Raw genomic sequence first — 23,722 nt, 5'->3', positions numbered from 1 at the left:
ATTTCCTCTCGTTATTTACGTCAAAATTAACAATTAAAAATGACACCTAACGAAACAAAAATGTCATAAACCAAGATAGAAAACAAAAAATGCAAATTAAAACAATTGGTTAAGTAAAAAACCAAACATTGTCGCTTTTCTCATATAAACATGGCGTTATTTTTATAAGAAAAATAAGTAACCTCTCGTATAGTTACTCCATCGAGAGGGCAATCTCTCTAATAAATTCCAGAGGTGGCATGGCAACATGTCACTCCGGCAGCAAGCGAAGGTGTCCTTGACACCCGTGGTATAGTCCCCCCGGCTATACCACGATATTTTTTTTCACCTCTTTCAAAACGTCTTTACCTTATTCATCTTTTCAACACAGTTTTCGTTTTCACGAATGTCGCACACCATCATTCACCCAAATGAACAACGCTCTTTTGATACAGCAATACAACTGTCATTTATTTGTTGCAACTATCAATAAATCATTCTCTTGAAGCCATTTATGCTTATTGCTATGAACATCGCGACTAACAGATAGAACGTGATCGTGCTTACGTGTTGAGAATGGATTTGTAGGCTAGATGTGATGAAGAAACAATGAAACTCACTGCGTTAGCAACTACAGCAATAATAGAGCACTGTATGCAGCTCCCCAGCATCTTAACTATTAACTAGGGAGCGTATAATGAAGGTTTTCTAGTTAATTTCTTGGCTTTCTTGAGTCAAAGCAAACTTGGATGGGGGCAAACCAAAATGCAGCTTAAACTTTTGGCTAAAGTAAGATGGATCATTAAAGCCACAGTTAAAGGCGACTTCACTGATTTTCTCACCCGCCAATAACTTTTCACACGCCGTTTCCAAACGAACCTCTGTGACATAGTCTTTTAACGTTCTTGACGAGGCAGATTTAAAACGTCTCTGCAAAGAGCGTTCAGACATATACAGCATTTTAGCGGCTGACGCAGTGCCAAATTCAGGATCATGGTAATGCTCTGCCACTAATTGATAGACTTTTTGCAACCACTCTTTCTCTGGTGTGACTTGATCTTCTGCAATAGTTACAGGATTGAGTTCTTGCTGCGGTTCATCCAGATAACTCCTTTCCTTCGCAGATGGCCATGTAATCTCGACTTTGTTTTGAGCATCAGAAGAGAAGACAGCCAAATAACCACCACTCGTTGTCACTAATTGGGCAAGGTGGTCAATACTCAACTCAGAGTGATTTAAGTTAGATGGAAACCCAGTCGCGACTTTATTAGGTAATTGCGTCCCGTAATCAAGAAAGCTCAATGACACAATATCATGCCCCTCTTCTAGCATAATTCTAACCGTTTGACCTCGGAAAGAGCGCTTGATGATATTGGCAAAAATGCTATTGAAAATAACATCAAGATTAAAGCTTTCCAGAGCAACCCGGCTCTGCTTACTCTCATCTTCTAGCTCTACCAAAATACCCGCTTTTGCAAAGTCATCTTGCCATACATCAACCACTGACTGAGTTATCTGACTCAAGTTGTAGTTCTGACTCCCACCACTTACATCACTTGGAACACTTTTGAGTTCATTTAACTGCCAATTCGTTTTAGCCAAATGATCCTCTGTCGCAGTATCCAGAGGCATAGGTAGTTTCGCCACAATAAAGTCGATGCTTGATTTTATGGATAGAGCTACATGGTCTACGAGTAGGTTTCTAACTTGAATCTGTTTACGTAATTGCTGGTTGCTCGTAAGCAACACTCTACTTTGATGTCTTAACTGATTCGTTTTGAGAGTCACTTGAGCTGCTAGATCACGGTTAGCCTGTACAACGTAGCGAGAGCGCCAGAAAACAAGTAATGCGACGACCGCAATACTAGCTACGACAAAGCCTAAAATAGCAAATCGCGATAGATACCAAGGATGAAGGACGATAAAGTGAGATTCTAAACCAACGACTCCAGTGGCAACTTGAGACTCATTACTGACCTGCAAGTGATATTCACCGGAACTAAGGTGCTCGAGTGTCAGTTGGCCCCCCTCTAACGTTTGCCATGGGTCATCGTTGTTCAATCGATAGTACAAATTTTGACTGTCTGGTTTTGGCATCACACCGAATAAAAAACTCAGCGAAGATCCATATGGCAGTGTGATCCCATTCAGATCGGCACTACCAACTTGCAGAACTTCATTTTCAAGCACAACTTGGCTAACAATAAACTTAGACTCTGGGGGATTAGATACAAGCAGCTTGGATGCTTCTGCTTTTACGAGTCCGTACTTCGACCCCAGAACAAGCTCTCGCTCACCAATTTCTGTCTGCTGTATAACGCTACAAATACCAGGGAGGAACTCATTGTTCATTAAGCCTGATGACGATGAGTAATGTTTCACTAACTCACCCGAAAGGTGGTAATAGCTTAAACCGACAGAGGAAGCTAACCATACACCTTGCCTGTCTCTGATCAAGCAAGCAGGTCTGGCGTTGGGCTCACTCATTTCAACAACACGTTTTTCATCGCTTCGTGTATCAGTTTTAAACACACCATAAGATGAAGCAAACCACTGGCTGCCATCAACCGCCGTGGTCATGTCTAATGATTCACCAAACTTTTCTGAAAAACGGATAAACTGGATGTTGTCATTACTGTATTGGTATACGCCATGATCGGTGCCTATTAATAGGGCATCTTCAGTATCATATAGGCGCGTAACCTTAGCAGGCAAATACTGACTTACTAGCCACTCACTTCCAAAGTTTCGTACGCTTGGTGCAGCAGTATCAACATTGTAAAGATGGTATCCGCTTGATACCCAAAGACGGTCATCACCATCAACGGTCACATGCTCTACGGCATGTCCGGCCATAACCTGTAAATAAGGAAATGTAATCTTGTTGAGACCATTTAGCTCAAATATTTCCAGTCCTTTTGAGGTCGCAAGCCAAAGCATACCGTTTTGAAATGCAAATTCATTGATCTGCGACTCCAACTCTAAGACTTGGTTAATCCCACTCTTTCCTGAACGATAAATCTTTCGGTCATCAGCAAACCAAAGCGCACCATCAGGACCTTCAATAGTTTGCCGAATTCGTCCTGATAGGGTGTGTGAGTCATAACTACTAAAGGTCACTCGTTCAAATTTTTTACTAAATAGCGAGTAATAACGAATACCTTGGTTAGTCGCAATCCACATCCCTCCTATATTGTCGCTCAACAACGAATAAATCTTCGTGTTGTCTAACTCTAACTCAAGAAAACTTGCAGGCGCGACTTCGGTGACCTCACCTGAAAAAAATGAGTACAAATAAAGGCCATGCTCTGTCCCCACCCAATACTCTTGATTTGTCTCTGCGAATGTCAAAACATGTGAGCCGCCAATTCTAATCACTTCTTTATCAGGCTGGTAAATGTTGAAAATTAAAGCGCCACGCAATGTACCTATCAAAATTTCTCTTCGCGTGTGTGAATAATAGACTTTTTCAATGTAGTTTTGACCTGAGGCAGCGACATGGTCAAACTTATCACCTTCAGAAAGATAGAAGCCGGAAGTCGTTGCTAGTGCCCACTTCGTTTCAACTAGCACCGCATCATTAATGTAAACGTAGCTATTATTACTATGTTGATAGAGCTGCAATAGAGAGAAAGAGTTTAATTCGCTAGTGTCGATATTGTAGGTATAGAAATGCGCGCCATCACTCACCCAAATATAGTTCTTTGAAGACCCTATTTTTCTTATTTGTGAGCCTGGATTTAAACTAAAGACTAAACGTCGCTCCTGATTTGGATAAGTTCGATAGACCTCATTTTCAATAAAGGTCCAAAAAGCACCTTTATGATAAGCCAACTGCTTAGCCGACGTTTGTAGGAAGCTACCTGATTTAGGCAATATAGTTTGACCATCGTAAAACAGGACTCGTCCGTGTACGTCATGAATCCACAAACCGCCCTTTTCACCCAAGAACAACTTTTTAGCCGCGATAAAAGTACCCTTTGCCTGAGTTGGCAAAGGGTAAAAGATTGCATTTGCATTATGAAGTGCAAGTGCTTGGTAGGATAAGACAAAGCCCAATAGAGCAAGGGCTAATTGGCGTAGCAAGACGAAAACCTTTTGTATCAATTTGTGCTCAGAAAGTGACCGCTCATCGTTTGTAAAGCATGGATTGATACGGTTATTTTGAGCTGATAATTATTGGTAATGATATCTCAATTACTTTCTGAGAAAAGGCTCGCCTTACCAAAGGTTGTAATTCTTACTACTGGATCACGTTAAAAAGACTACTCCTACATTACGACAGCACTTAATCTGACTTTTTGTTCAAGCATTGCTCAAAACTATTCGCCATATTGTTGAGAAAAGTAAAGTAACTGCCAGGTTTTGCTTCAATTGTACTCCCTAACGGGTCAAGCTCGCCTTTAGCGACGTCACTGCCTCTCATTACGCTCTGAACGACAGCCGGGGTAAACTGAGGTTCAGAAAATACACAAGCCACATCTCCACCACTTAGCTTTTGACGAATTTGAATTAAGGTCTTCGCTCCTGGCTTGCGTTCTGGGCTCACAGTAAAATGCCCCATTTGATTTAGTTCATAACGATCTTCGAAATAACCGTAAGCATCATGGAATACAAAGTAACCTTTGTTTTTTACTGGTGCCAGCTTCTGCTTTATCTGTTGGTCAGTGTCTTTTAGCTCGAGTTCAAACTTTTTGAGGTTCGCTTGATATTGAGCTGCATTTTCCGGATCAAGTGATACAAGTTGATTCACAACAGCCTTGGCCACTTGTTGTGCTTGGCTTACACCTAGCCAAAAGTGCGGATCATGTGAGCCATGATCGTGCCCATCATGGTCATGGTTGTGCTCACTATCAAATTCACGCAATTCTAGATTTGGAATTTGACTAATAGTCAAAGTATTCGATCTATCCGAAACAACTTTCTCTAGAAACGGTTCAAGATCATGTCCGTACCAGATAACCAAATCAGCCGAAGCGACCTTTTTAACATCCGATGGACGCAAAGCGTAGTCATGGGGTGATGTGTTAGACTGCAATAACACGTCTGGTGAAGTTACTCCTTGAGTAAGCTCTGTTACTAACAACTGAATAGGTTTGATACTCGTCAGTACCGTTACTGCCTGTGCTGGCAGTGTTAACATTGCTGAGGCAGCAAGAATTAATGCTCTTTTCATAGTTTTACTTGGGATATGGCGTGGAAAGTGAGATAATGTTACATTATAACATTATTGATTTGCAAATGAGTTTCATTCATGTCTTCCTTAGTCCATCTTGAGCAGTTATGCGTCGAGTTCGATGGCCGCAGAGTTCTCGATAACATTAGTATGGAATTAGAAAAGGGCAAAATAACTACCCTAATTGGTCCCAATGGAGCGGGAAAATCAACGTTAGTCAAAGTTATCTTAGGTCTTCAAAAGCCGACTAGCGGCAAGTTGAACCGACAAAGAAAACTGAAAATTGGTTACGTTCCTCAAAAGTTGAAGCTCAATGACTCCCTTCCATTGAATGTAACCCGCTTCCTAAATTTAGCAGGAAAATACAGTAAGCAGGAGTGCATTGATGCATTAAGGCTTGTTGGCGCTGAACATTTACTTAATAGTAATATGCATCGCTTATCCGGTGGTGAAAACCAACGAGTGTTACTGGCGCGCGCTCTGCTTCAGCGTCCTCAGCTGTTGGTATTAGACGAACCAGCTCAGGGTGTGGATATCCAAGGTCAAATCGATCTCTATGACTTAATTGAGAGCATTCGTCACCGCTTTGATTGTGGCGTATTTATGGTGTCGCATGACTTACATTTAGTGATGGCGAAAACGGACGATGTTATTTGTCTGCATCACCATGTTTGCTGCTCAGGTTCACCTGCCACTATTACTCAGCACCCTTCTTACATCGCACTATTTGGCAATGCTGCGAGAGAGTCTCTCGCGTTTTATCATCACGACCATGAGCACCATCATCACGATTTATCCGGAACGCCAGTAAGCGGTGATGCGACATCATGCTCCCACCATAAACACGGACATCACCATCATGATTGAGTTTCTCCTACCTTCTATTCTTGCTGGTATTGGTATCGCGATCATTGCCGGTCCACTTGGGTCATTTGTCGTTTGGCGTAAAATGGCTTACTTCGGAGATACCCTAGCTCATGCATCGTTAATGGGCCTAGCGCTGGGCTTCTTGCTCAACGTAAATCTCTACCTTGCGCTACTCGTCTGCTGTTTAGCTCTGGCCGTTTTGCTTGTCACTCTGCAAAAGCAACAACTTGTGGCTACAGACACGTTGTTAGGTATCTTGGCACACAGTGCACTCTCTATCGGTTTAGTATCGGTTAGCTTTTTGGAAAACGTGCGCGTCGATTTAATGAGCTACCTATTTGGGGACTTACTTGCCGTCTCTCCACAAGATCTGATGTTTATTTACGCAGGTGTTGTTGCGGTAAGCGCGTGTTTGTACGTCTTCTGGCGCCCACTGCTTTCTAGCACTGTTAGTGAAGAACTTGCCGCTGTTGAGGGCGTGAATACAGACTTAGTTCGATTGGTGTTAATGCTAATGGTGGGTGTAGTAATCGCAGTAGGTATGAAGTTCGTTGGCGCGTTGATCATGACTTCGCTCCTAATTATCCCAGCAGCAACAGCACGTAAAGTCTCTTCATCACCAGAGCAAATGGCATTGTTCGCATCTATTATTGGCTCAGTGGCAGTACTGATGGGGCTTAGCCTATCATGGCACTTCGATACACCGGCCGGCCCTTCTGTAGTGATCAGCGCAACATCCTTATTTATGCTGAGCCAGCTGATTAAAAGCAAAGCATAATCGCATTGAGCATTAAACGCGAAAGGCCTTGCTAACAACAAACATAAATCCACTGAAACGGAAAAAGAAAAGCCTGCGAAATCGCAGGCTTTTTAATACTTATTAAGTAGTGTGGTCGATTACCAACCCGTCACTTCACGTAGACCTTGGCCAATCTCTGCTAGAGATTTCACAGTTTTAACGCCAGCCGCTTCTAGTGCAGCAAATTTGTCTTCAGCAGTACCTTTACCACCAGAGATAATCGCACCAGCATGGCCCATACGCTTACCAGGAGGCGCAGTTACACCAGCAATGTAAGAAACCACTGGCTTCGTTACATTTTCTTTAATGTACGCTGCTGCTTCTTCTTCTGCAGTACCACCGATCTCACCGATCATAACGATCGCTTCTGTCTCAGGGTCTTCTTGGAACAGTTTTAGGATATCAATGAAGTTTGAACCCGGGATTGGGTCACCACCGATACCAACACAAGTAGACTGGCCGAAACCTTCGTCAGTGGTTTGTTTAACTGCTTCGTAAGTTAGAGTACCGCTACGAGATACAATACCTACTTTGCCTTTCTTGTGGATGTGACCAGGCATGATACCGATCTTACACTCATCAGGAGTGATAACGCCCGGACAGTTAGGACCAATCATGCGAACGCCAGTTTCTTCTAGCTTCACTTTCACGTCGATCATATCTGTAGTAGGGATACCTTCAGTAATCGTTACGATTAGCTCGATACCCGCGTCAATCGCTTCTAGGATTGCATCTTTACAGAAAGGAGCTGGTACGTAGATGACTGTCGCTGTTGCACCAGTCGCTTCTACTGCTTCGCGAACTGTGTTGAATACAGGAAGACCTAGGTGAGTTTGGCCGCCTTTACCTGGAGACACACCACCAACCATTTGCGTACCGTATGCGATAGCTTGCTCTGAGTGGAAAGTACCTTGACCACCAGTGAACCCCTGACAGATTACTTTAGTGTCTTTGTTAATTAATACAGACATTATTTAGCCTCCGCAGCAGCAACAACTTTCTGAGCAGCATCAGTTAGCGACTCAGCAGCAATGATATCAACATCAGAATTAGCAAGAACTTCGCGACCTAGGTCAGCGTTAGTACCTTCAAGACGAACAACAACAGGTACGCTTACGCCTACCTCTTTAACCGCACCGATAATACCTTCTGCGATCATGTCACAACGTACAATACCACCAAAGATGTTAACAAGTACCGCTTTCACATTGTCATCAGATAGGATGATCTTGAATGCTTCAGCAACACGCTCTTTCGTCGCGCCGCCACCTACATCTAAGAAGTTAGCTGGTTTGCCGCCGTGTAGGTTTACGATATCCATCGTACCCATTGCTAGGCCTGCACCGTTAACCATACAGCCAACGTTACCGTCTAGTGCTACGTAGTTCAGCTCCCACTGAGCTGCGTGTGCTTCACGCTCATCTTCTTGTGAAGGATCGTGCATTTCACGAAGCTTAGGCTGACGATACAGTGCGTTTGAGTCGATGTTGATCTTACCGTCAAGACATAGCAAGTTGCCTTCGCCAGTAATCACAAGTGGGTTGATCTCTAGCAGAGCAAGATCGTACTGAGAGAACATAGTGCCAAGACCCATAAAGATCTTAACGAATTGTTTGATTTGGTCGCCTTCAAGACCAAGTTTGAACGCTAGCTCACGACCTTGGTAAGCTTGTGGACCTACTAGTGGGTCAATTGCTGCTTTGTGGATGAGTTCCGGCGTTTCTTCCGCAACTTTTTCAATTTCCACACCACCTTCGGTAGAAGCCATGAAAACAATCTTACGGCTAGCACGGTCAACTACCGCACCTAGGTATAGTTCGTTCGCAATATTTGAAGCTTCTTCAACAAGGATTTTTGTTACTGGCTGACCGTTAGCGTCAGTTTGGTAAGTCACTAGGTTTTTACCTAACCACTTCTGTGCAAACTCTTTAACGCCTTCTTTTGTATCGTGTAGCTCTACGCCACCCGCTTTACCACGGCCACCAGCGTGAACCTGACATTTAACTACTTTCTTGGCTGTACTAATACGGCCTGCGGCTTCAAAAGCTTCTTGTGGTGTATCACACGCGTAGCCTTCTGGCACAGGCAAACCGAATTCTGCAAACAGCTGTTTGGCTTGGTATTCATGCAAATTCATTTCGATATTCCGTTTGTTTTTCCCTTAAGGGATTTATTATTTCCATAACGCTGCAGTCTTGGCTGCTTGTACGTCTGTAGGGTCTTCTCAAATCAATCCTTCATCATGAGTTCTCATACTGAAGGATTCAAATGAAGGCCAAACGTTGAGCTAGTCTAGCCATTGAAATTTTTAACGTCTAGCTACCTACGATAACTAGACGTTTTAGCGATATTAAACGTCTAATAAGAGACGTGCTGGGTCCTCTAGTAACTCTTTAATCGTTACTAGGAAACCAACTGATTCACGACCGTCAATTAGGCGGTGATCGTAAGATAACGCTAGGTACATCATCGGCAAGATTTCAACTTTGCCATCCACTGCCATCGGACGCTCTTGGATCTTATGCATACCAAGAATCGCTGATTGAGGTGGGTTGATGATTGGTGTAGACATTAGTGAACCGAACACACCACCGTTTGTGATAGTGAAGTTACCGCCCATTAGCTCGTCTACCGTTAGCTTGCCATCACGACCTTTAATAGCCAGCTCTTTGATGCCTTTTTCAACATCAGCGAAACCAAGCTTGTCACAGTCTTTTAGGACAGGTGTAACTAGACCACGTGGCGTTGATACCGCCATGCTAATGTCGAAGTAGTTGTGGTAAACAATGTCATCGCCATCAATCGAAGCATTTACTTCTGGGTAACGCTTAAGCGCTTCTGTTACTGCTTTCACGTAGAAAGACATGAAGCCCAAACGAATACCGTGACGCTCTTCGAACTGATCTTTGTACTGCTTACGAAGGTCCATGATTGGTTTCATGTTGACTTCGTTAAACGTCGTTAGCATTGCCGTGTTGTTCTTCGCTTCTAGCAGACGGTTAGCAACTGTCTTACGAAGGCGAGTCATTGGAACACGTTTCTGACTGCGAGCTGCTGCTGGCACGTCAACCACTGCTGGCGAGTCTTCTTTTGACGCAGATTTAGCGTTCGCAAGATGCGCTTCAATATCTTCGCGCGTAATACGACCACCAACACCAGTGCCTTTCACTTGGCTTGCTTCTAAGCCATGTTCAGCCAACAAACGGCGCACTGCTGGGCTTAGTGCGTCATTACTTTCTTCGCTAAGCGCAGCTTTGTGACGCTTATCAGGAGATGCTTCAGTACCTTCTGTTTTGTCTGCAGTTGGTTCACCTGCAACTGCGCCTGGCTTCAATTTAGCAATGATTTGTTTAGAAAGTACTGTCGCACCTTCTGCTTCAACAATAGCTTCTAAAACGCCAGCTTCCGGAGCTGGAACCTCTAGCACAACTTTGTCTGTTTCGATGTCAACCAAAACCTCGTCACGCTCTACTGCGTCGCCTGGTTGTTTGTGCCATGTCGCTACGGTTGCATCAGCAACTGATTCAGGTAAATCTGGAACCAGAATTTCAATTGTCATATCTGTTTCTTCCTTTAACTTCTAGTTCTTAATTCGAAGTTTTTGAGTTCACGTTCAGAGCGTCTTCAACCAACGCTTTTTGTTGTTTCAAGTGCACCGACATGTAGCCAACTGCTGGCGAAGCAGAAGCTGGGCGACCTGCGTATTTAAGATTTGCACCTGCAGGAATAGCGGCACGGAAGTTATGTTGGCTACAGTACCAAGCACCTTGGTTCTGAGGTTCTTCCTGACACCACACGAAGTCTTCAACGTTAGTGTATTGAGCAATTGCTGCTTGTACTTCTTCCATTGGGAATGGGTAAAGCTGTTCAATACGCACGATAGCAACATCGTCTTGCTCGTTGTTACGGCGCTGCTCTAGTAGGTCAAAGTAAACCTTACCAGCACAGAACACGACACGTTTCACTTTGCTTGGTTCTAAATCATCTACTTCTGGAATTGCAGATTGGAATGTACCATCCGCCAAGTCTTCAATCGTTGAAGTACATAGAGGGTGGCGCAGCAAAGATTTCGGCGACATAACAATGAGAGGTCGACGCATTGGGCGTACAACCTGACGACGAATCATGTGGTACACCTGAGCCGGTGTTGAAGGAACCACAACCTGCATATTTTGCTCAGCACAAAGCTGAAGGTAACGCTCTAAACGTGCAGATGAGTGCTCAGGACCTTGACCTTCATAACCATGAGGTAGAAGCATAGTAAGACCGCACAAACGCGCCCACTTTTGCTCGCCTGACGAGATAAACTGGTCGATAACAACTTGTGCACCGTTGGCAAAATCACCAAACTGTGCTTCCCAGATAGTTAAACCACCTGGTTCGGCTGTTGCGTAACCGTATTCAAACGCCAACACTGCTTCTTCTGACAATACTGAGTCAAAGACTTGGAATGGCCCTTGGTTGTCATGAATATTCGCTAATGGAATGTAAGTGCTTGCATCGGTTTGGTTATGAAGAACCGAGTGACGGTGGAAGAAAGTACCACGACCCGAGTCCTGACCAGAAAGACGAATACGCTTGCCATCGTCAACCAATGTAGCATACGCCAATGTTTCAGCCATACCCCAGTCAATGGCTTTTTCACCGGTCATCATTGCTAGACGATCGTTGTATAGCTTATTAACACGGCTTTGCAGTTTATGGCTTTCTGGGTACTGACACAGACGATTGCCTAGCTCAATAAGGCGTGTCTTGTCGTATTTTGAATCCCACTCCATATCCCATTCGTGCCCTAAGTAAGGGGACCAGTCTACAGAGTGCAACGCCATTGGACGCCATTCTTTAACAACCACTTCACCGCGATCTAATGCATCGCGATACTCATTGACTAACTGAGTCGCCGTCTCGATATCTGACTCATTTTTGTCGATCAGAACATCTGAATACAATTTGCGTGGTGTAGGATGCTTTTTGATTTTCTGGTACATCAAAGGCTGAGTCGCATTTGGCTCATCCGCCTCATTGTGACCGTGGCGACGGTAACATACAAGATCGATCACGACATCACGCTTGAACTCGTTACGGTAATCCAATGCAATGCGAGTAACAAAAGCAACTGCTTCTGGGTCATCTGCATTTACATGGAAAATTGGCGCCTGCACCATCTTCGCGATATCGGTACAGTACATCGTAGAACGCGTGTCACGAGGATTAGACGTCGTAAAGCCTACTTGGTTGTTGATGACGATACGTACCGTACCACCAACTTGGAACCCACGAGCAAGAGACATGTTGAAAGTTTCGGCAACCACACCCTGACCAGCGATTGCAGAATCACCGTGGATGGTGATAGGAAGCACTTTGCTACCTTGATTATCACCCAAGCGATCTTGACGTGCTCGAACTGAGCCCATGACTACTGGGTTTACGATTTCTAGGTGCGACGGGTTAAATGCAAGTGCTAAGTGAACATCACCGCCTGGAGTCGCAAAATCAGCAGAGAAACCTTGGTGATATTTCACATCACCCGTACCCCAAGTTTCGTCGTGTTTACCGGCGAACTCATCAAACAGGTCTTGAGGTTTCTTACCAAGTACGTTCACCAGCATGTTCAAACGACCGCGGTGAGCCATACCGATAACCACTTCACGCATTCCACTTGTACCCGCATGACGGATCAACTCTTTCGTCATCGGAATCAGCGCATCACCACCTTCTAAAGAGAAACGTTTTGCACCTGGGAATTTCGCCCCGAGGTAACGCTCCAAACCTTCAGCGGCTGTTAGCTCTTCTAGGAATGTTCGCTTCTCATCTTTGTTGAATGATGGCTGGCCTACGACAGACTCAAGGCGTTGCTGAATCCAACGCTTTTGCTCTGTGTCAGTCATGTGCATGTATTCAGCACCGATGGAACCGCAATAAGTTTTGTTGAGGGCTTCATAGATATCTTTCAACTTCATGGTTTCTTGCCCAACAGCAAAAGAACCTACGTTGAAAGTTTCTTCGAAGTCATCTTCGGTAAGATTATGAAAAGCAGGGTCTAACTCCGCCACTGTTGGGCGTTGCCATAGACCTAGTGGGTCTAATTCTGCAGCTTCATGCCCGCGGAAACGGTATGCGTTGATTAGCTGTAGAACTTTTACTTGTTTTGCATCGACATCTGGGTCACTAACTTGGACATTGTAATGCTTTGTTTCTCTAGCGAGTCGTCGGAAGTAGTCACGGACACGTGAATGTGGTTGTTCTGCCACTTCTTCTGATGGCTTAGGCAAGCCTTCAAAAACACGTTTCCACTCCTCACTTACCAGATCGGGATCACTTAGATACAGTTCGTAGAGGTCCTCTACATACGTTGCATTGGCGCCAGCCAAGTGTGAAGACTCGAGCCATGCCTTCATCACGCCGTTGTGCATATTTTCCCTTAACCAGTAGTTTTCACGTTTGCTTCGGTCTTTGCCGAGCTATAAGAGCCGACTAAAAATACGGTCGGCAATTTCTGTATTCTTTACTCGAATATTACTGAAGCAGTGAAGCGGTCATATCGGGTGATCCGCAACACTGCGACACTCCTAAGAGCGAGTAAATTAAACCGAACGATTAACCAACATCGACTTAATGTGACCGATGGCTTTCGTCGGATTTAATCCCTTAGGACAAACACTTACACAATTCATGATGCCATGGCAACGAAAAACGCTAAATGCATCATCAAGATCAGACAAACGTTCATCTGTTGCCGTATCGCGGCTATCAATTAGCCAACGGTACGCTGCGAGAAGACCAGCTGGGCCGATGAATTTATCAGGGTTCCACCAGAATGATGGGCAAGACGTTGTACAACATGCACACATGATACATTCGTACAATCCATCTAAATGCGCGCGATCATCAGGCGATTGTAGGTTCTCACGTGATGGTGGTAATGCACCATCATCAATCAAGAATGGTTTAACTTTCGCATAGTTATCATAGAACTGCGTCATGTCAACGATAAGATCGCGCACGACAGGTAACCCTGGTAGTGGACGAATAACTATCTTATCGCCTTGTAGAGCAGATAACGGTGTGATACACGCTAGGCCGTTTTTACCATTCATATTCAAACCATCAGAACCACATACCCCTTCACGGCATGAGCGACGGAAAGCGATGCTTGGATCTTGCTCTTTTAGCAGAATCAATGCATCAAGCACCATCATGTCTGAGCCTTCGTCTACCTCAAGGGTATACTCTTTCATGTAAGGCTTAGTATCCACATCCGGATTGTAACGGTATAAAGAGAAGTTTAATTTCATAGTCGTATCCTCCCTTTAGTATGTACGTACTTTCGGCGGGAAAGCTTCACGATGCGTTGGCGTCATGTTCACATCACGCTTAGTCATCGCTTCTGTTTCCGGATTGTAGATAGAGTGACATAGCCAGTTCTCATCATCACGCTCAGGGAAATCGAAACGAGCATGTGCGCCACGACTCTCTGTACGGTAGTTCGCTGCAACGGCAGTTGAAAACGCGGTTTCCATCAGGTTATCAAGTTCTAGACACTCGATACGCTGCGTGTTGAACTCTGAAGACTTGTCCGCTAGATGCGCGTCTTTCAAACGTTCGCGAATCACTTTCAACTCTTCTAGACCGGTTGCCATCGCATCGCCTTCACGGAATACCGAGAAGCTGTTTTGCATGCATGCTTGTAGGTCTTTACGAATCTGAACTGGATCTTCACCACCAGTGCTGTTTTCCCAACGCATAGTACGCGCTAGAGACGCTTCAATATCAGATTCTGTTGCAGGACGAGCTTCTGCTTGCGCTGCTAGCGTTTCGCCAAGGTGCAAGCCAGTGGCACGACCAAATACGACCAAGTCTAGTAATGAGTTGCCACCCAGACGGTTAGCACCGTGTACCGATACAGAAGCAATCTCACCACATGCGTAAAGGCCTTGTACTTCCATCTCGCTACCGTCGGCCTTCTGCTTAATTGCTTGGCCAGAGACTTGAGTAGGTACACCACCCATCATGTAGTGACAAGTTGGAATTACTGGAATTGGCTCTTTCACTGGGTCAACGTGTGCAAATGTACGAGACAGTTCACAGATACCTGGTAGACGTGATTCAAGTACTTCTTTACCAAGGTGATCAAGTTTCAACTTGATATGTGGACCCCAAGGACCATCACAGCCGCGGCCTTCACGAATTTCAATCATCATTGAACGAGCAACCACGTCACGACCAGCAAGGTCTTTCGCGTTTGGTGCGTAGCGCTCCATGAAGCGTTCACCATCTTTATTTAGAAGGTAACCACCTTCACCACGACAACCTTCCGTCACTAGAACACCCGCGCCAGCAATACCTGTTGGGTGGAACTGCCACATTTCCATGTCTTGCATTGGAACGCCTGCGCGAAGTGCCATACCAACGCCATCACCCGTGTTGATGTGCGCGTTAGTGGTCGATGCGTAAATACGACCTGCACCACCTGTAGCTAGAATGGTTGCTTTTGATTTGAAGTAACAGATTTCACCCGTTTCCATACAAATCGCAGTACAACCCATGATTGCGCCGTCTTGGTTTTTCACAAGATCCAAAGCGTACCACTCCGAGAAGATGGTTGTTTTGTGTTTTACGTTTTGCTGGTAAAGCGTGTGAAGAAGTGCGTGACCAGTACGGTCTGCAGCAGCGGCTGTACGAGCAGCCTGCTCACCACCAAACTCTTTAGATTGGCCACCGAATGGACGTTGGTATATGGTACCGTTATCAAAACGAGAGAATGGCAGACCCATCTTTTCAAGCTCGATAACTGACTCAGGACCATTTTTACACATGTATTCAATCGCGTTCTGGTCACCGATGTAGTCGGAACCTTTAACGGTATCGTACATGTGCCATTGCCAATCGTCTTTGTGCGAGTTACCCAGAGCAACGGTAATGCCGCCCTGTGCAGACACAGTATGAGAACGTGTTGGAAATACTTTTGACAACAAAGCACATGATAGGCCTTGTTCTGAAATTTGTAGTGCAGCGCGCATACCTGCACCACCAGCGCCGATTACTACGGCATCAAACTCACGAACTGGAATAGACACTTACGCACCCCACAGAATAAATAGACCAGAGAAGACATAGCCGAATAGCACGGCAATAACACCAAGTTGTAGTGCGCCACGTAGTTTCGCGCACTTAATGTAATCAGTTAATACCTGCCACAAACCAACCCATGCGTGAATCAGGATCGAGACAAGTGCCAACATGGTGAATACTTTAGTGAAGGTACCACCAAAGAATTGGGTCCAAGATGCGTAAGAGATATCTGAAAATGCACAGAAGCTAATCAGATAAATCGTGTATAGCGTCATAATGATTGCAGTTGCACGAATTAGTAGGAAATCGTGTACACCATTACGACCAAATGAAGATACGTGTTTTACCATACCAAGATCCCCGCCAATAATGATAATACTGCTGTTGCACCAAACGCGACTTTAGCGCTCATCGTGCCTGAATCTAGTTCTTCAAAGTGACCTAGATCCATCAATAAGTGACGGATACCACCTGCGATGTGGTAGGCAAGTGCAGTAAGAATTCCCCACAGGATGAATTTTACGAAGAAGCTATCGACGATGTCAGCGGCTTCCATAAAACCCATTGGGGATGACAGAGAAATGGATAGTAACCACAGTAATATACCCACCGCAACAAACGTAATTACCCCAGACACACGGTGTAGGATGGATGCGATTGCTGTGATAGGAAAGTGGATGGTCTGTAAATCTAAATTAACAGGTCTTGACTTTCTTTCTTTCACGGGCTTGCTCACTCAGCTCCATTGAGCATTTATTGTTATAACCAATTTCAGCTTCCAAACGTACAAAAGTTAACATCTATTTAACAAATATCACGAGTAACCACTCAGATAATTGTAAACAAGTTGTTAACAAACGGAATCCAGCAACAAACCTCACTCTTTGTTTCTAGCCCCGAATTTATAAGGATTTAACTAAAATTTTCTTTGCCAATATACGGCGAGCAACATTCTAATACAATTGGTGTAACAAATTATGCTACATAGAACAGATTTTTAACGATTTTCATGAGAAAAATCATAACAAGTGCACACAAAGATGGAGAAAAATTGACTTTAAGCTTTAACAACAGTACAAAAATGGCACATAAACATCCTGGACGGATTAAATAATAAACAAAGGAGATTGTTATGGCGGATAAGAAAGCGACCCTTCATGTTGAAGGTCAAGCGCCAATCGAACTGCCAATTATGGACGGTACGCTAGGTACACCTGTAATTGACGTTCGTAAGCTGGGAGCCAATGGTTACTTTACTTTTGACCCAGGTTTTCTTGCCACTGCATCTTGTGAATCATCAATCACGTACATCGATGGCGGCAAAGGTATTCTTTTGCACCGCGGTTTCCCGATTGATCAATTAGCCAATAACGCAGATTACTTAGAAGTATGTTACATCCTTCTTTATGGTGAAGCCCCTACCCGAGAACAATACGAGCAATTCAAAACGACCGTTACTCGTCACACAATGGTACACGAGCAAATCGCAAGCTTTTTCCATGGCTTCAGACGCGATGCTCACCCAATGGCGGTAATGTGTGGTGTAGTTGGAGCACTTGCAGCCTTCTATCACGACTCTCTTGACATTAACAACGACGAACACCGCGAAATTGCAGCGTACCGTCTGCTGTCAAAAATGCCAACACTGGCGGCGATGTGTTACAAATACTCTATCGGTCAGCCATTTATTTACCCTCGTAACGACCTTAGCTACGCTGAGAACTTCTTGCATATGATGTTCGCAAACCCTTGCGAAGAGTATGAAGTAAATCCTGTGGTTGCCCGTGCGATGGATAAGATTTTCACTCTACACGCGGATCACGAACAGAATGCGTCGACATCAACTGTACGCCTAGCTGGCTCTTCTGGTGCGAACCCATTTGCATGTATTGCCGCTGGTATTGCATCCCTTTGGGGACCTGCTCACGGTGGTGCAAACGAAGCCTGCTTGAGAATGCTAGAAGAGATTGGCAGCGTCGATAACATCCCTGAATATGTAGACCGCGCGAAAGACAAAGATGACCCATTCCGCTTAATGGGCTTTGGTCACCGCGTTTACAAGAACTACGACCCACGTGCGACAGTAATGCGCGAAACGTGTCATGAAGTTCTCAAAGAGCTAAACATTCAAGACCCTCTGCTAGACGTTGCAATGGAACTTGAGCGCATTGCGCTTTCTGATGAGTACTTCGTGTCTAAGAAGCTGTATCCGAACGTAGACTTCTACTCAGGTATCATTCTTAAAGCGATTGGTATTCCAGTTTCTATGTTTACGGTTATCTTCGCGATTTCTCGTACCATCGGCTGGATTGCTCACTGGAACGAAATGCACAGCGATCCACTGAACCGCATCGGTCGTCCTCGTCAGCTATACACTGGCGAAACACAACGTGAGTTTTCTCCACTTCACGAACGTGAATGATCTTTTAGTACGAAGATAGACAAACAAAAGGGTTGAGATTTTCGTCTCAACCCTTTTTTCTTTTTTGCGTTTAACGTTATTAATGGAGAACGCTAAACCGGATTATCAATATCGATAAACTCCACATGTAGGCCATATTCATCCGCTAGCCATTTGCCTAAGGCCTGAACACCATAACGCTCAGTAGCATGATGACCTGCAGCAAAGTAATGAATGTCCATTTCACGAGCGGTATAAGTGGTGCGCTCTGAAATTTCTCCAGAGATAAATGCATCCAGCCCGTGCTGTACAGCAAGTTCAATGAAATCCTGCCCTCCACCGGTGCACCAGCCGACTGTCTCAATCATCTTATCGGTATTCTCTGGGGCGATATGCAGAGGCTCTCTATCAAGAACTTGGTTGATCTTACTCGCAAATTCAACACCAGACATCGGCTTTTTCAAGCGCCCAAACATAGCAACTGACTGAGGGTGCCCTTCAAGCCCACCTTCTACTTCGATTTCAAGTAAGCGAGCTAATTCAGCGTTGTTGCCTAGCTCTGGATGAATATCTAGAGGAAGGTGATAACCATATAAGTTGATATCATTTTTGATCAGGCTACGAATTCGTTTACCTTTCATGCCACGAATTGGCTCAGGCTCACCTTTCCAAAAATAGCCATGATGAACAAGCAATGCGTCTGCATTAAGCTCAATCGCTTTATCGATTAAGGCTTGAGAGGCGGTTACGCCAGTGATAACACGCTTTACCGCCGATTTCCCTTCTACCTGTAACCCATTTGGTGCGTAATCTTTAATTAACTGCGGTGACAGTTTGTCATTAAGAATCTGTTCTAGCTTTAAGTTATTCATTATTACTTCCAATTTCTAGCGCATGTAAACCTAAATAACCTCTCGATGGAATCAGACGAAAGAGTGCAACCTAGTTGATACAACAACGTTTTTGACATCTGGCACCTTGATATCATTTAGGTCTTTAAAGTGTATCTCGAACCCTAATATCGATGCTAGCCACCCTACCCTCAAAAGCAAATTTAGTTACAATAACAAAGCTTGTCGCCTCACCATAAATTTAGGGATACGGATGAACCAACTACAACGCTTTTACCAATGGATCGCCACTTCACCTCCGCTTTTCAAGTTAACCCCTCCGTTTGCAACCTTAGAAGATGTCTCGGTCAAACCTTTGAATAGCTCAGAACAATACAATGGTAATCCGAGACTGGGTTTTTTATATCAGCACCTATGCACTGCGGCTCTTTCTAATTCAGAACGATATCAGATTATTGCCGAAGAAATTCAGTTAAACGACGCGGAAGGTAAGACCATTGGTGCTGTCGATTTGGTGTTGAGGAATACAGAATCAAATCAGATAGAACATTGGGAAGTGGCGATTAAGTTTTATCTTCTTTACAACGGCATTTGGTATGGCCCGAATGCTCACGACCAGTTACATGCAAAATTGCATAGAATGCTCACGCATCAGCTGAAAATGAGCGATCGCCCGGAATTTCAAAAAATAATTCCTTTAAACGACTCTCCAGAAGAGCGCCTAATGATGCAAGGACGACTCTATATTAATCCGTTTACTCCAGAGCCAACTCCTAAGGAGTGCTTGGGTTATGAATTAAACCCAAGTCAGATTAGTGGTTACTGGTGCTATCAAAGTCAATGGGATTTAATTGGTAAACCCCTTTATCATTTACATAAGCCATGCTGGGCGATCGGTACAGGCGATTTCTCTCAACCTATTGAAAAGCCTTTAGATCGATTCATACACGCACAAACGGAAGACGGTCAATTCTGGTTTGTGGTACCAGATTCATGGCCCGGAGATAAAGCGGTTCGGGGCACTTAAACATGAAAGGGTTGATGTTTTCACATCAACCCTTTGCTAGATACATTGACCATTGGATGTTTTACAAACCAGCGGCTGCAAATACTTGATTAACTATTTCTTGTGCTTCAGCTTCGATTTGTTTCAGATGTTCTTCACCTTTGAAGCTTTCACAGTAAATCTTGTAGATATCTTCTGTACCTGATGGACGAGCAGCGAACCAACCGTTAGCTGTCGTTACTTTAAGGCCACCAATCGCAGCACCATTGCCTGGTGCATGCGTTAGACGAGCAGTGATCTCATCACCTGCTAGAGTTTCAGCCGCAACCATTTCTGGTGACAACTTCTTCAATACGTCTTTTTGTGGGCCATTTGCTACAGCTTGAATACGGTTGTACTTCGACTCACCGTGCTTCGCCGCTAGCTCTTCATAGTAATCTTGTGGGTTCTTACCCGTTACCGCAGTGATCTCTGCTGCTAGAAGGCATAGCAAGATGCCATCTTTGTCTGTTGACCAAGGCGTGCCATCTTTACGAAGGAAAGACGCACCAGCACTTTCTTCGCCGCCGAAACCAAACTTACCAGTGTACAGACCGTCTACAAACCATTTGAAACCAACAGGCACTTCACATAGCTCACGACCTAGATCCGCAACAACACGGTCAATCAGCGCACTTGAAACTAGTGTTTTACCAACAGCGACATCTTTACCCCACTCGTCACGATGACGGTACAAGTAGTCAATACAAACGGCTAAGAAGTGGTTCGGGTTCATCAAACCTTTTGGCGTAACGATACCGTGACGGTCGTAGTCAGGATCGTTACCAAATGCTAAATCGTATTCGTCTTTCAGTGCCAATAGACCCGCCATTGCGTAAGGAGAAGAACAGTCCATACGCACAACGCCGTCTTTATCTAGCGACATGAATTGGAAAGAAGGATCGATCGATTCACTTACTAGCGTTAGGTCTAGGTTGTATGCCTGACCAATTTGACGCCAGTAATCGATACCGCTGCCACCCAATGGATCTACACCAATCTTCAGGTTCGCTTTTTGGATTGCTTCCATATCGATAACGTTCACCAGGTCATCAATGTATGGCTTCACCAAGTCCATCTCTACAAACAGATCCGATGCTTTTGCTTCTGCTAGTGGTAGGCGTTTAACACCTTGTAAACCTTCAGCAATCAATTCGTTCGCACGATCTTCGATAGCTTGAGTCAACTCAGCTTCTGCAGGACCACCATGTGTCGGATTATATTTGATACCGCCGTCTTGTGGTGGGTTATGTGATGGGGTAATAACGATACCGTCTGCTTTTTCATCGTGTTTGATGTTGTAAGTCAGAATCGCGTGTGAAATACCCGGTGTTGGCGTGTAACCGTTGTCTTGTTGGACAATCACTTTCACACCGTTTGCAATCAGTACTTCAATCACACTTGAGAAAGCAGGCTCAGATAGCGCATGCGTGTCTTTACCCACAAACAACGGGCCAATTGTGCCTTGCTCAGCACGAACTTCTGCTACCGCTTGAGCGATCGCTAAAATGTGGTTTTCGTTAAAAGTGTGCTTGTCTGCAGTACCGCGGTGGCCAGAAGTACCAAATTGAACTTTGTGTTCTGCGTTTGCCGCGTCTGGTTGAAGTAAGAAGTAGTTAGCAACGAGTGCTGGGATATTGTGAAGATCTTCCTGCTGCGCTTTTTGCCCAGCACGAGGGTGCATAGCCATGTTTGACATCCTTTCTTTCAATACAAATAAAATTAAAAAAGCCTCATAATATCCGCTCACTGCGACGCATTATGAGGCTTCTATCAGGTTTCTTAGATTGAACCTGTTACTTTTTCTATTAAGTCAGGTTGGAACCCCATGTGTGCCATCACTTGTTCAACCATCTGTCTTTTACGACTTGTATTGTTATTCGTGATAACCCAAAACGGTGTGCCAGGAATGGCTTTTGGCTTGGTCGTATTACCGTTTGCTAGCAAGGTTTCTTCATTATCTGCAAAGTACACGCGTTTGCGTCCTTTTACATTCGTAGCCTGGGCGAAACCTTCTGGATTCAATTTATGTAAGGTCGATAATACCAACATAAAGCGATCAATCGCTTTTTTTAGACCGGCAAACTCATCAGAAATAAGCAGCGAACGCATTTCTTTCACTACATCAACAGATTCCGTTTTACCCGCATCTTTACTTACTACAATCCCTTGTGGCTTCTCTACTACAGGCGCGGCTTTAGCTTCCTGCAACTGACCATCAAGGTTTAAAAGGCGTCGCAAAATATCCGAGGCGCTTTCACCGATATGCTTAGTTTGACTAGCTATATAACGGTATAGATCCTCATCAACCTCAATTGTTTTCATTCGCTTTTCACATTCTCAATGTTTAAACTCTGGGGGATTATAACGAGATCCACGCGGATACTCCACGTTAAACCCATCACGAATAAGATAAAATGTCAGCATTACTCAACTATAAGCAGGAAGGCCAAGGCCAAACAGTTGTTTTGATTCACGGATTGTTTGGTAGTTTAAGTAATCTGGGTCTACTCGCCCGCGATCTTATTAAAGATCACACGGTGATCAGTATTGATCTGAGAAATCACGGCCTCTCTTTCCACTCCGAAGTCCATAACTATACCGATATGGCAAAAGATGTGGCTCAGCTCCTTCAGCACTTAAACGTTGAGCCATCTATTGTTATTGGTCACTCCATGGGCGGAAAAGTCGCGATGGCTCTTGTGGACATTGCGCCAAATGTAGTCAAGCAGTTAGTCGTTCTCGACATGGCGCCTGTTGCCTACACTACGAACCGTCACGATAATGTTTTTAACGGCTTACATACTGTTATTAATGAAAAACCAGCAAATCGACAGCAAGCCATGGATATCCTAGCTCAACATATTGAACTCGATGGTGTAAGACAATTTCTCTCTAAATCACTGTACAAAAATGGCGATAAGATGGATTGGCGGTTTAACGTACCGAGCCTTTTTGAGAATTATGACCAAATTATTGGCTGGCAAGAAATCACACCAACAGATATCCCAACTTTATTTATCAAAGGCGGGGACTCTGACTACTTAATGCCAGAACATCAGCCGGCAGTGAAGCGACAATTTAACCATGCTAAAGCACACATTATCGCTGGCACTGGTCACTGGTTACACGCCGAGAAACCGACAGAAGTAATGAGAGTCATTCGAAAATACATTTCGAGTTAACAAATTCGAAAAGCAACACTAGATTATTGAAATAACCCTTCTTGTAGTGCATTAACTTTACCGTTTAACAGTGGTATAGTGCGCCCAAGATTTTTCGGCATGAAGGGCTAAAATGCTTTACGACTATATGGATATGCTCGAGTCTATTGGGCTCGATCTTCTTTTTGCTGCTATCTTTTTTTTCATCGGGATGGCGATAAAAGATGTGCTAAAGCAAGGCAATGTACCTGTTTTTGGTCGTCGTATTGTGTGGTTAGTCCTTTTCCTAGGCTGTGCTGGCTTTATTGCAAAAGGTGTAATTCAGCTAACTTGGGAAGGCTCAGGGTTAGGTTAAACCCTTAGTAGCA

The 23,722-nt window shown here is 44.4% G+C and carries 19 protein-coding genes; 6 read left to right on the top strand and 13 right to left on the bottom strand.

Features of this window, described 5'->3' with window-relative positions:
- Positions 1 to 687 precede the first annotated feature (687 nt).
- Together R7Q47_RS13185 and znuA are read right to left on the bottom strand one after the other, a co-directional pair.
- Complete coding sequence (locus R7Q47_RS13185) at positions 688 to 4,065, bottom strand: helix-turn-helix domain-containing protein (RefSeq protein WP_318089126.1); 3,378 nt, start codon at positions 4,063 to 4,065, stop codon at positions 688 to 690.
- 202 nt (positions 4,066 to 4,267) lie between these two features.
- Positions 4,268 to 5,155, bottom strand: coding sequence for a zinc ABC transporter substrate-binding protein ZnuA (gene znuA, locus R7Q47_RS13180; RefSeq protein WP_033906913.1), 888 nt, complete (start codon positions 5,153 to 5,155; stop codon positions 4,268 to 4,270).
- Between the two features lie 78 nt (positions 5,156 to 5,233).
- Here znuA and znuC point away from each other — a divergent pair, with 78 nt between their 5' ends.
- Together znuC and znuB are read left to right on the top strand one after the other, a co-directional pair.
- The gene (gene znuC / locus R7Q47_RS13175) at positions 5,234 to 6,022 is read left to right on the top strand and encodes a zinc ABC transporter ATP-binding protein ZnuC (RefSeq protein WP_005382185.1); all 789 of its coding nucleotides are present in this window, start codon (positions 5,234 to 5,236) and stop codon (positions 6,020 to 6,022) included.
- The gene (znuB, locus tag R7Q47_RS13170) at positions 6,015 to 6,800 is read left to right on the top strand and encodes a zinc ABC transporter permease subunit ZnuB (RefSeq protein ID WP_005382183.1); all 786 of its coding nucleotides are present in this window, start codon (positions 6,015 to 6,017) and stop codon (positions 6,798 to 6,800) included. The genes znuC and znuB overlap by 8 nt, the downstream gene beginning before the upstream one ends.
- Before the next feature lie 119 nt (positions 6,801 to 6,919).
- Here znuB and sucD read toward each other — a convergent pair whose 3' ends face one another.
- From sucD to sdhC, 8 genes are all read right to left on the bottom strand, one after another.
- The gene (gene sucD / locus R7Q47_RS13165) at positions 6,920 to 7,792 is read right to left on the bottom strand and encodes a succinate--CoA ligase subunit alpha (protein ID WP_005382181.1); all 873 of its coding nucleotides are present in this window, start codon (positions 7,790 to 7,792) and stop codon (positions 6,920 to 6,922) included.
- The gene (gene sucC, locus R7Q47_RS13160) at positions 7,792 to 8,958 is read right to left on the bottom strand and encodes an ADP-forming succinate--CoA ligase subunit beta (RefSeq protein ID WP_005382179.1); all 1,167 of its coding nucleotides are present in this window, start codon (positions 8,956 to 8,958) and stop codon (positions 7,792 to 7,794) included. Before sucC ends, sucD begins: the two co-directional genes overlap by 1 nt.
- A 213-nt stretch (positions 8,959 to 9,171) precedes the next feature.
- Entirely contained in the window at positions 9,172 to 10,380 is a 1,209-nt protein-coding gene (gene odhB, locus R7Q47_RS13155) for a 2-oxoglutarate dehydrogenase complex dihydrolipoyllysine-residue succinyltransferase (RefSeq protein WP_005382177.1), read from the bottom strand.
- Between the two features lie 28 nt (positions 10,381 to 10,408).
- Entirely contained in the window at positions 10,409 to 13,234 is a 2,826-nt protein-coding gene (gene sucA / locus R7Q47_RS13150) for a 2-oxoglutarate dehydrogenase E1 component (protein WP_318089124.1), read from the bottom strand.
- A gap of 171 nt (positions 13,235 to 13,405) precedes the next feature.
- Positions 13,406 to 14,116 carry a succinate dehydrogenase iron-sulfur subunit gene (locus R7Q47_RS13145; RefSeq protein WP_005382174.1) on the bottom strand — a complete coding sequence of 237 codons (711 nt, stop codon included), beginning with the start codon at positions 14,114 to 14,116 and terminating at the stop codon, positions 13,406 to 13,408.
- A gap of 15 nt (positions 14,117 to 14,131) precedes the next feature.
- Positions 14,132 to 15,898, bottom strand: coding sequence for a succinate dehydrogenase flavoprotein subunit (gene sdhA / locus R7Q47_RS13140; protein ID WP_005382172.1), 1,767 nt, complete (start codon positions 15,896 to 15,898; stop codon positions 14,132 to 14,134).
- Entirely contained in the window at positions 15,899 to 16,243 is a 345-nt protein-coding gene (gene sdhD, locus R7Q47_RS13135) for a succinate dehydrogenase, hydrophobic membrane anchor protein (RefSeq protein ID WP_005382169.1), read from the bottom strand.
- Positions 16,237 to 16,629 carry a succinate dehydrogenase cytochrome b556 subunit gene (gene sdhC / locus R7Q47_RS13130; protein ID WP_017634811.1) on the bottom strand — a complete coding sequence of 131 codons (393 nt, stop codon included), beginning with the start codon at positions 16,627 to 16,629 and terminating at the stop codon, positions 16,237 to 16,239. Before sdhC ends, sdhD begins: the two co-directional genes overlap by 7 nt.
- Positions 16,630 to 17,025: 396 nt before the next feature.
- Between sdhC and R7Q47_RS13125 the strand changes: the two genes are divergently transcribed.
- Entirely contained in the window at positions 17,026 to 18,315 is a 1,290-nt protein-coding gene (locus tag R7Q47_RS13125) for a citrate synthase (protein WP_005382163.1), read from the top strand.
- 92 nt (positions 18,316 to 18,407) lie between these two features.
- On the opposite strand, the gene R7Q47_RS13120 is transcribed toward R7Q47_RS13125, so the two are convergent.
- Positions 18,408 to 19,166, bottom strand: a complete 759-nt coding sequence (locus tag R7Q47_RS13120; RefSeq protein WP_213876688.1) for a Nif3-like dinuclear metal center hexameric protein — start codon at positions 19,164 to 19,166, stop codon at positions 18,408 to 18,410.
- Between the two features lie 232 nt (positions 19,167 to 19,398).
- Between R7Q47_RS13120 and R7Q47_RS13115 the strand changes: the two genes are divergently transcribed.
- Positions 19,399 to 20,172: a DUF1853 family protein gene (locus R7Q47_RS13115; RefSeq protein WP_318089122.1), complete on the top strand. Its 774-nt coding sequence runs from the start codon at positions 19,399 to 19,401 to the stop codon at positions 20,170 to 20,172.
- A gap of 61 nt (positions 20,173 to 20,233) precedes the next feature.
- Here R7Q47_RS13115 and pgm read toward each other — a convergent pair whose 3' ends face one another.
- Together pgm and seqA are read right to left on the bottom strand one after the other, a co-directional pair.
- Positions 20,234 to 21,880 carry a phosphoglucomutase (alpha-D-glucose-1,6-bisphosphate-dependent) gene (gene pgm / locus R7Q47_RS13110; RefSeq protein WP_005382154.1) on the bottom strand — a complete coding sequence of 549 codons (1,647 nt, stop codon included), beginning with the start codon at positions 21,878 to 21,880 and terminating at the stop codon, positions 20,234 to 20,236.
- Positions 21,881 to 21,972: 92 nt separating this feature from the next.
- Entirely contained in the window at positions 21,973 to 22,515 is a 543-nt protein-coding gene (gene seqA, locus R7Q47_RS13105) for a replication initiation negative regulator SeqA (RefSeq protein WP_005382149.1), read from the bottom strand.
- Between the two features lie 92 nt (positions 22,516 to 22,607).
- On the opposite strand from seqA, the gene R7Q47_RS13100 reads away from it, so the two are divergent.
- Both R7Q47_RS13100 and R7Q47_RS13095 read left to right on the top strand, forming a co-directional pair.
- Positions 22,608 to 23,375: an alpha/beta fold hydrolase gene (locus R7Q47_RS13100; protein WP_318089119.1), complete on the top strand. Its 768-nt coding sequence runs from the start codon at positions 22,608 to 22,610 to the stop codon at positions 23,373 to 23,375.
- A 112-nt stretch (positions 23,376 to 23,487) separates the two neighbouring features.
- Positions 23,488 to 23,709: a DUF2788 domain-containing protein gene (locus R7Q47_RS13095; RefSeq protein ID WP_005393038.1), complete on the top strand. Its 222-nt coding sequence runs from the start codon at positions 23,488 to 23,490 to the stop codon at positions 23,707 to 23,709.
- The last annotated feature ends 13 nt before the right edge of the window (positions 23,710 to 23,722 follow it).

Source organism: Vibrio sp. Vb0349 (assembly GCF_033338975.1).
This window is presented reverse-complemented; position numbering and strand designations above follow the sequence as displayed.

What these genes read in the sequence shown, in the direction of transcription:
- znuA (WP_033906913.1), bottom strand. Translation starts at nt 5,155, where the DNA reads ATGAAAAGAGCATTAATTCTTGCTGCCTCAGCAATGTTAACACTGCCA.
- znuC (WP_005382185.1), top strand. Translation starts at nt 5,234, where the DNA reads ATGTCTTCCTTAGTCCATCTTGAGCAGTTATGCGTCGAGTTCGATGGC.
- znuB (WP_005382183.1), top strand. Translation starts at nt 6,015, where the DNA reads ATGATTGAGTTTCTCCTACCTTCTATTCTTGCTGGTATTGGTATCGCG.
- sucD (WP_005382181.1), bottom strand. Translation starts at nt 7,792, where the DNA reads ATGTCTGTATTAATTAACAAAGACACTAAAGTAATCTGTCAGGGGTTC.
- sucC (WP_005382179.1), bottom strand. Translation starts at nt 8,958, where the DNA reads ATGAATTTGCATGAATACCAAGCCAAACAGCTGTTTGCAGAATTCGGT.
- odhB (WP_005382177.1), bottom strand. Translation starts at nt 10,380, where the DNA reads ATGACAATTGAAATTCTGGTTCCAGATTTACCTGAATCAGTTGCTGAT.
- sucA (WP_318089124.1), bottom strand. Translation starts at nt 13,234, where the DNA reads ATGCACAACGGCGTGATGAAGGCATGGCTCGAGTCTTCACACTTGGCT.
- R7Q47_RS13145 (WP_005382174.1), bottom strand. Translation starts at nt 14,116, where the DNA reads ATGAAATTAAACTTCTCTTTATACCGTTACAATCCGGATGTGGATACT.
- sdhD (WP_005382169.1), bottom strand. Translation starts at nt 16,243, where the DNA reads ATGGTAAAACACGTATCTTCATTTGGTCGTAATGGTGTACACGATTTC.
- R7Q47_RS13125 (WP_005382163.1), top strand. Translation starts at nt 17,026, where the DNA reads ATGGCGGATAAGAAAGCGACCCTTCATGTTGAAGGTCAAGCGCCAATC.
- R7Q47_RS13120 (WP_213876688.1), bottom strand. Translation starts at nt 19,166, where the DNA reads ATGAATAACTTAAAGCTAGAACAGATTCTTAATGACAAACTGTCACCG.
- R7Q47_RS13115 (WP_318089122.1), top strand. Translation starts at nt 19,399, where the DNA reads ATGAACCAACTACAACGCTTTTACCAATGGATCGCCACTTCACCTCCG.
- pgm (WP_005382154.1), bottom strand. Translation starts at nt 21,880, where the DNA reads ATGGCTATGCACCCTCGTGCTGGGCAAAAAGCGCAGCAGGAAGATCTT.
- seqA (WP_005382149.1), bottom strand. Translation starts at nt 22,515, where the DNA reads ATGAAAACAATTGAGGTTGATGAGGATCTATACCGTTATATAGCTAGT.
- R7Q47_RS13100 (WP_318089119.1), top strand. Translation starts at nt 22,608, where the DNA reads ATGTCAGCATTACTCAACTATAAGCAGGAAGGCCAAGGCCAAACAGTT.
- R7Q47_RS13095 (WP_005393038.1), top strand. Translation starts at nt 23,488, where the DNA reads ATGCTTTACGACTATATGGATATGCTCGAGTCTATTGGGCTCGATCTT.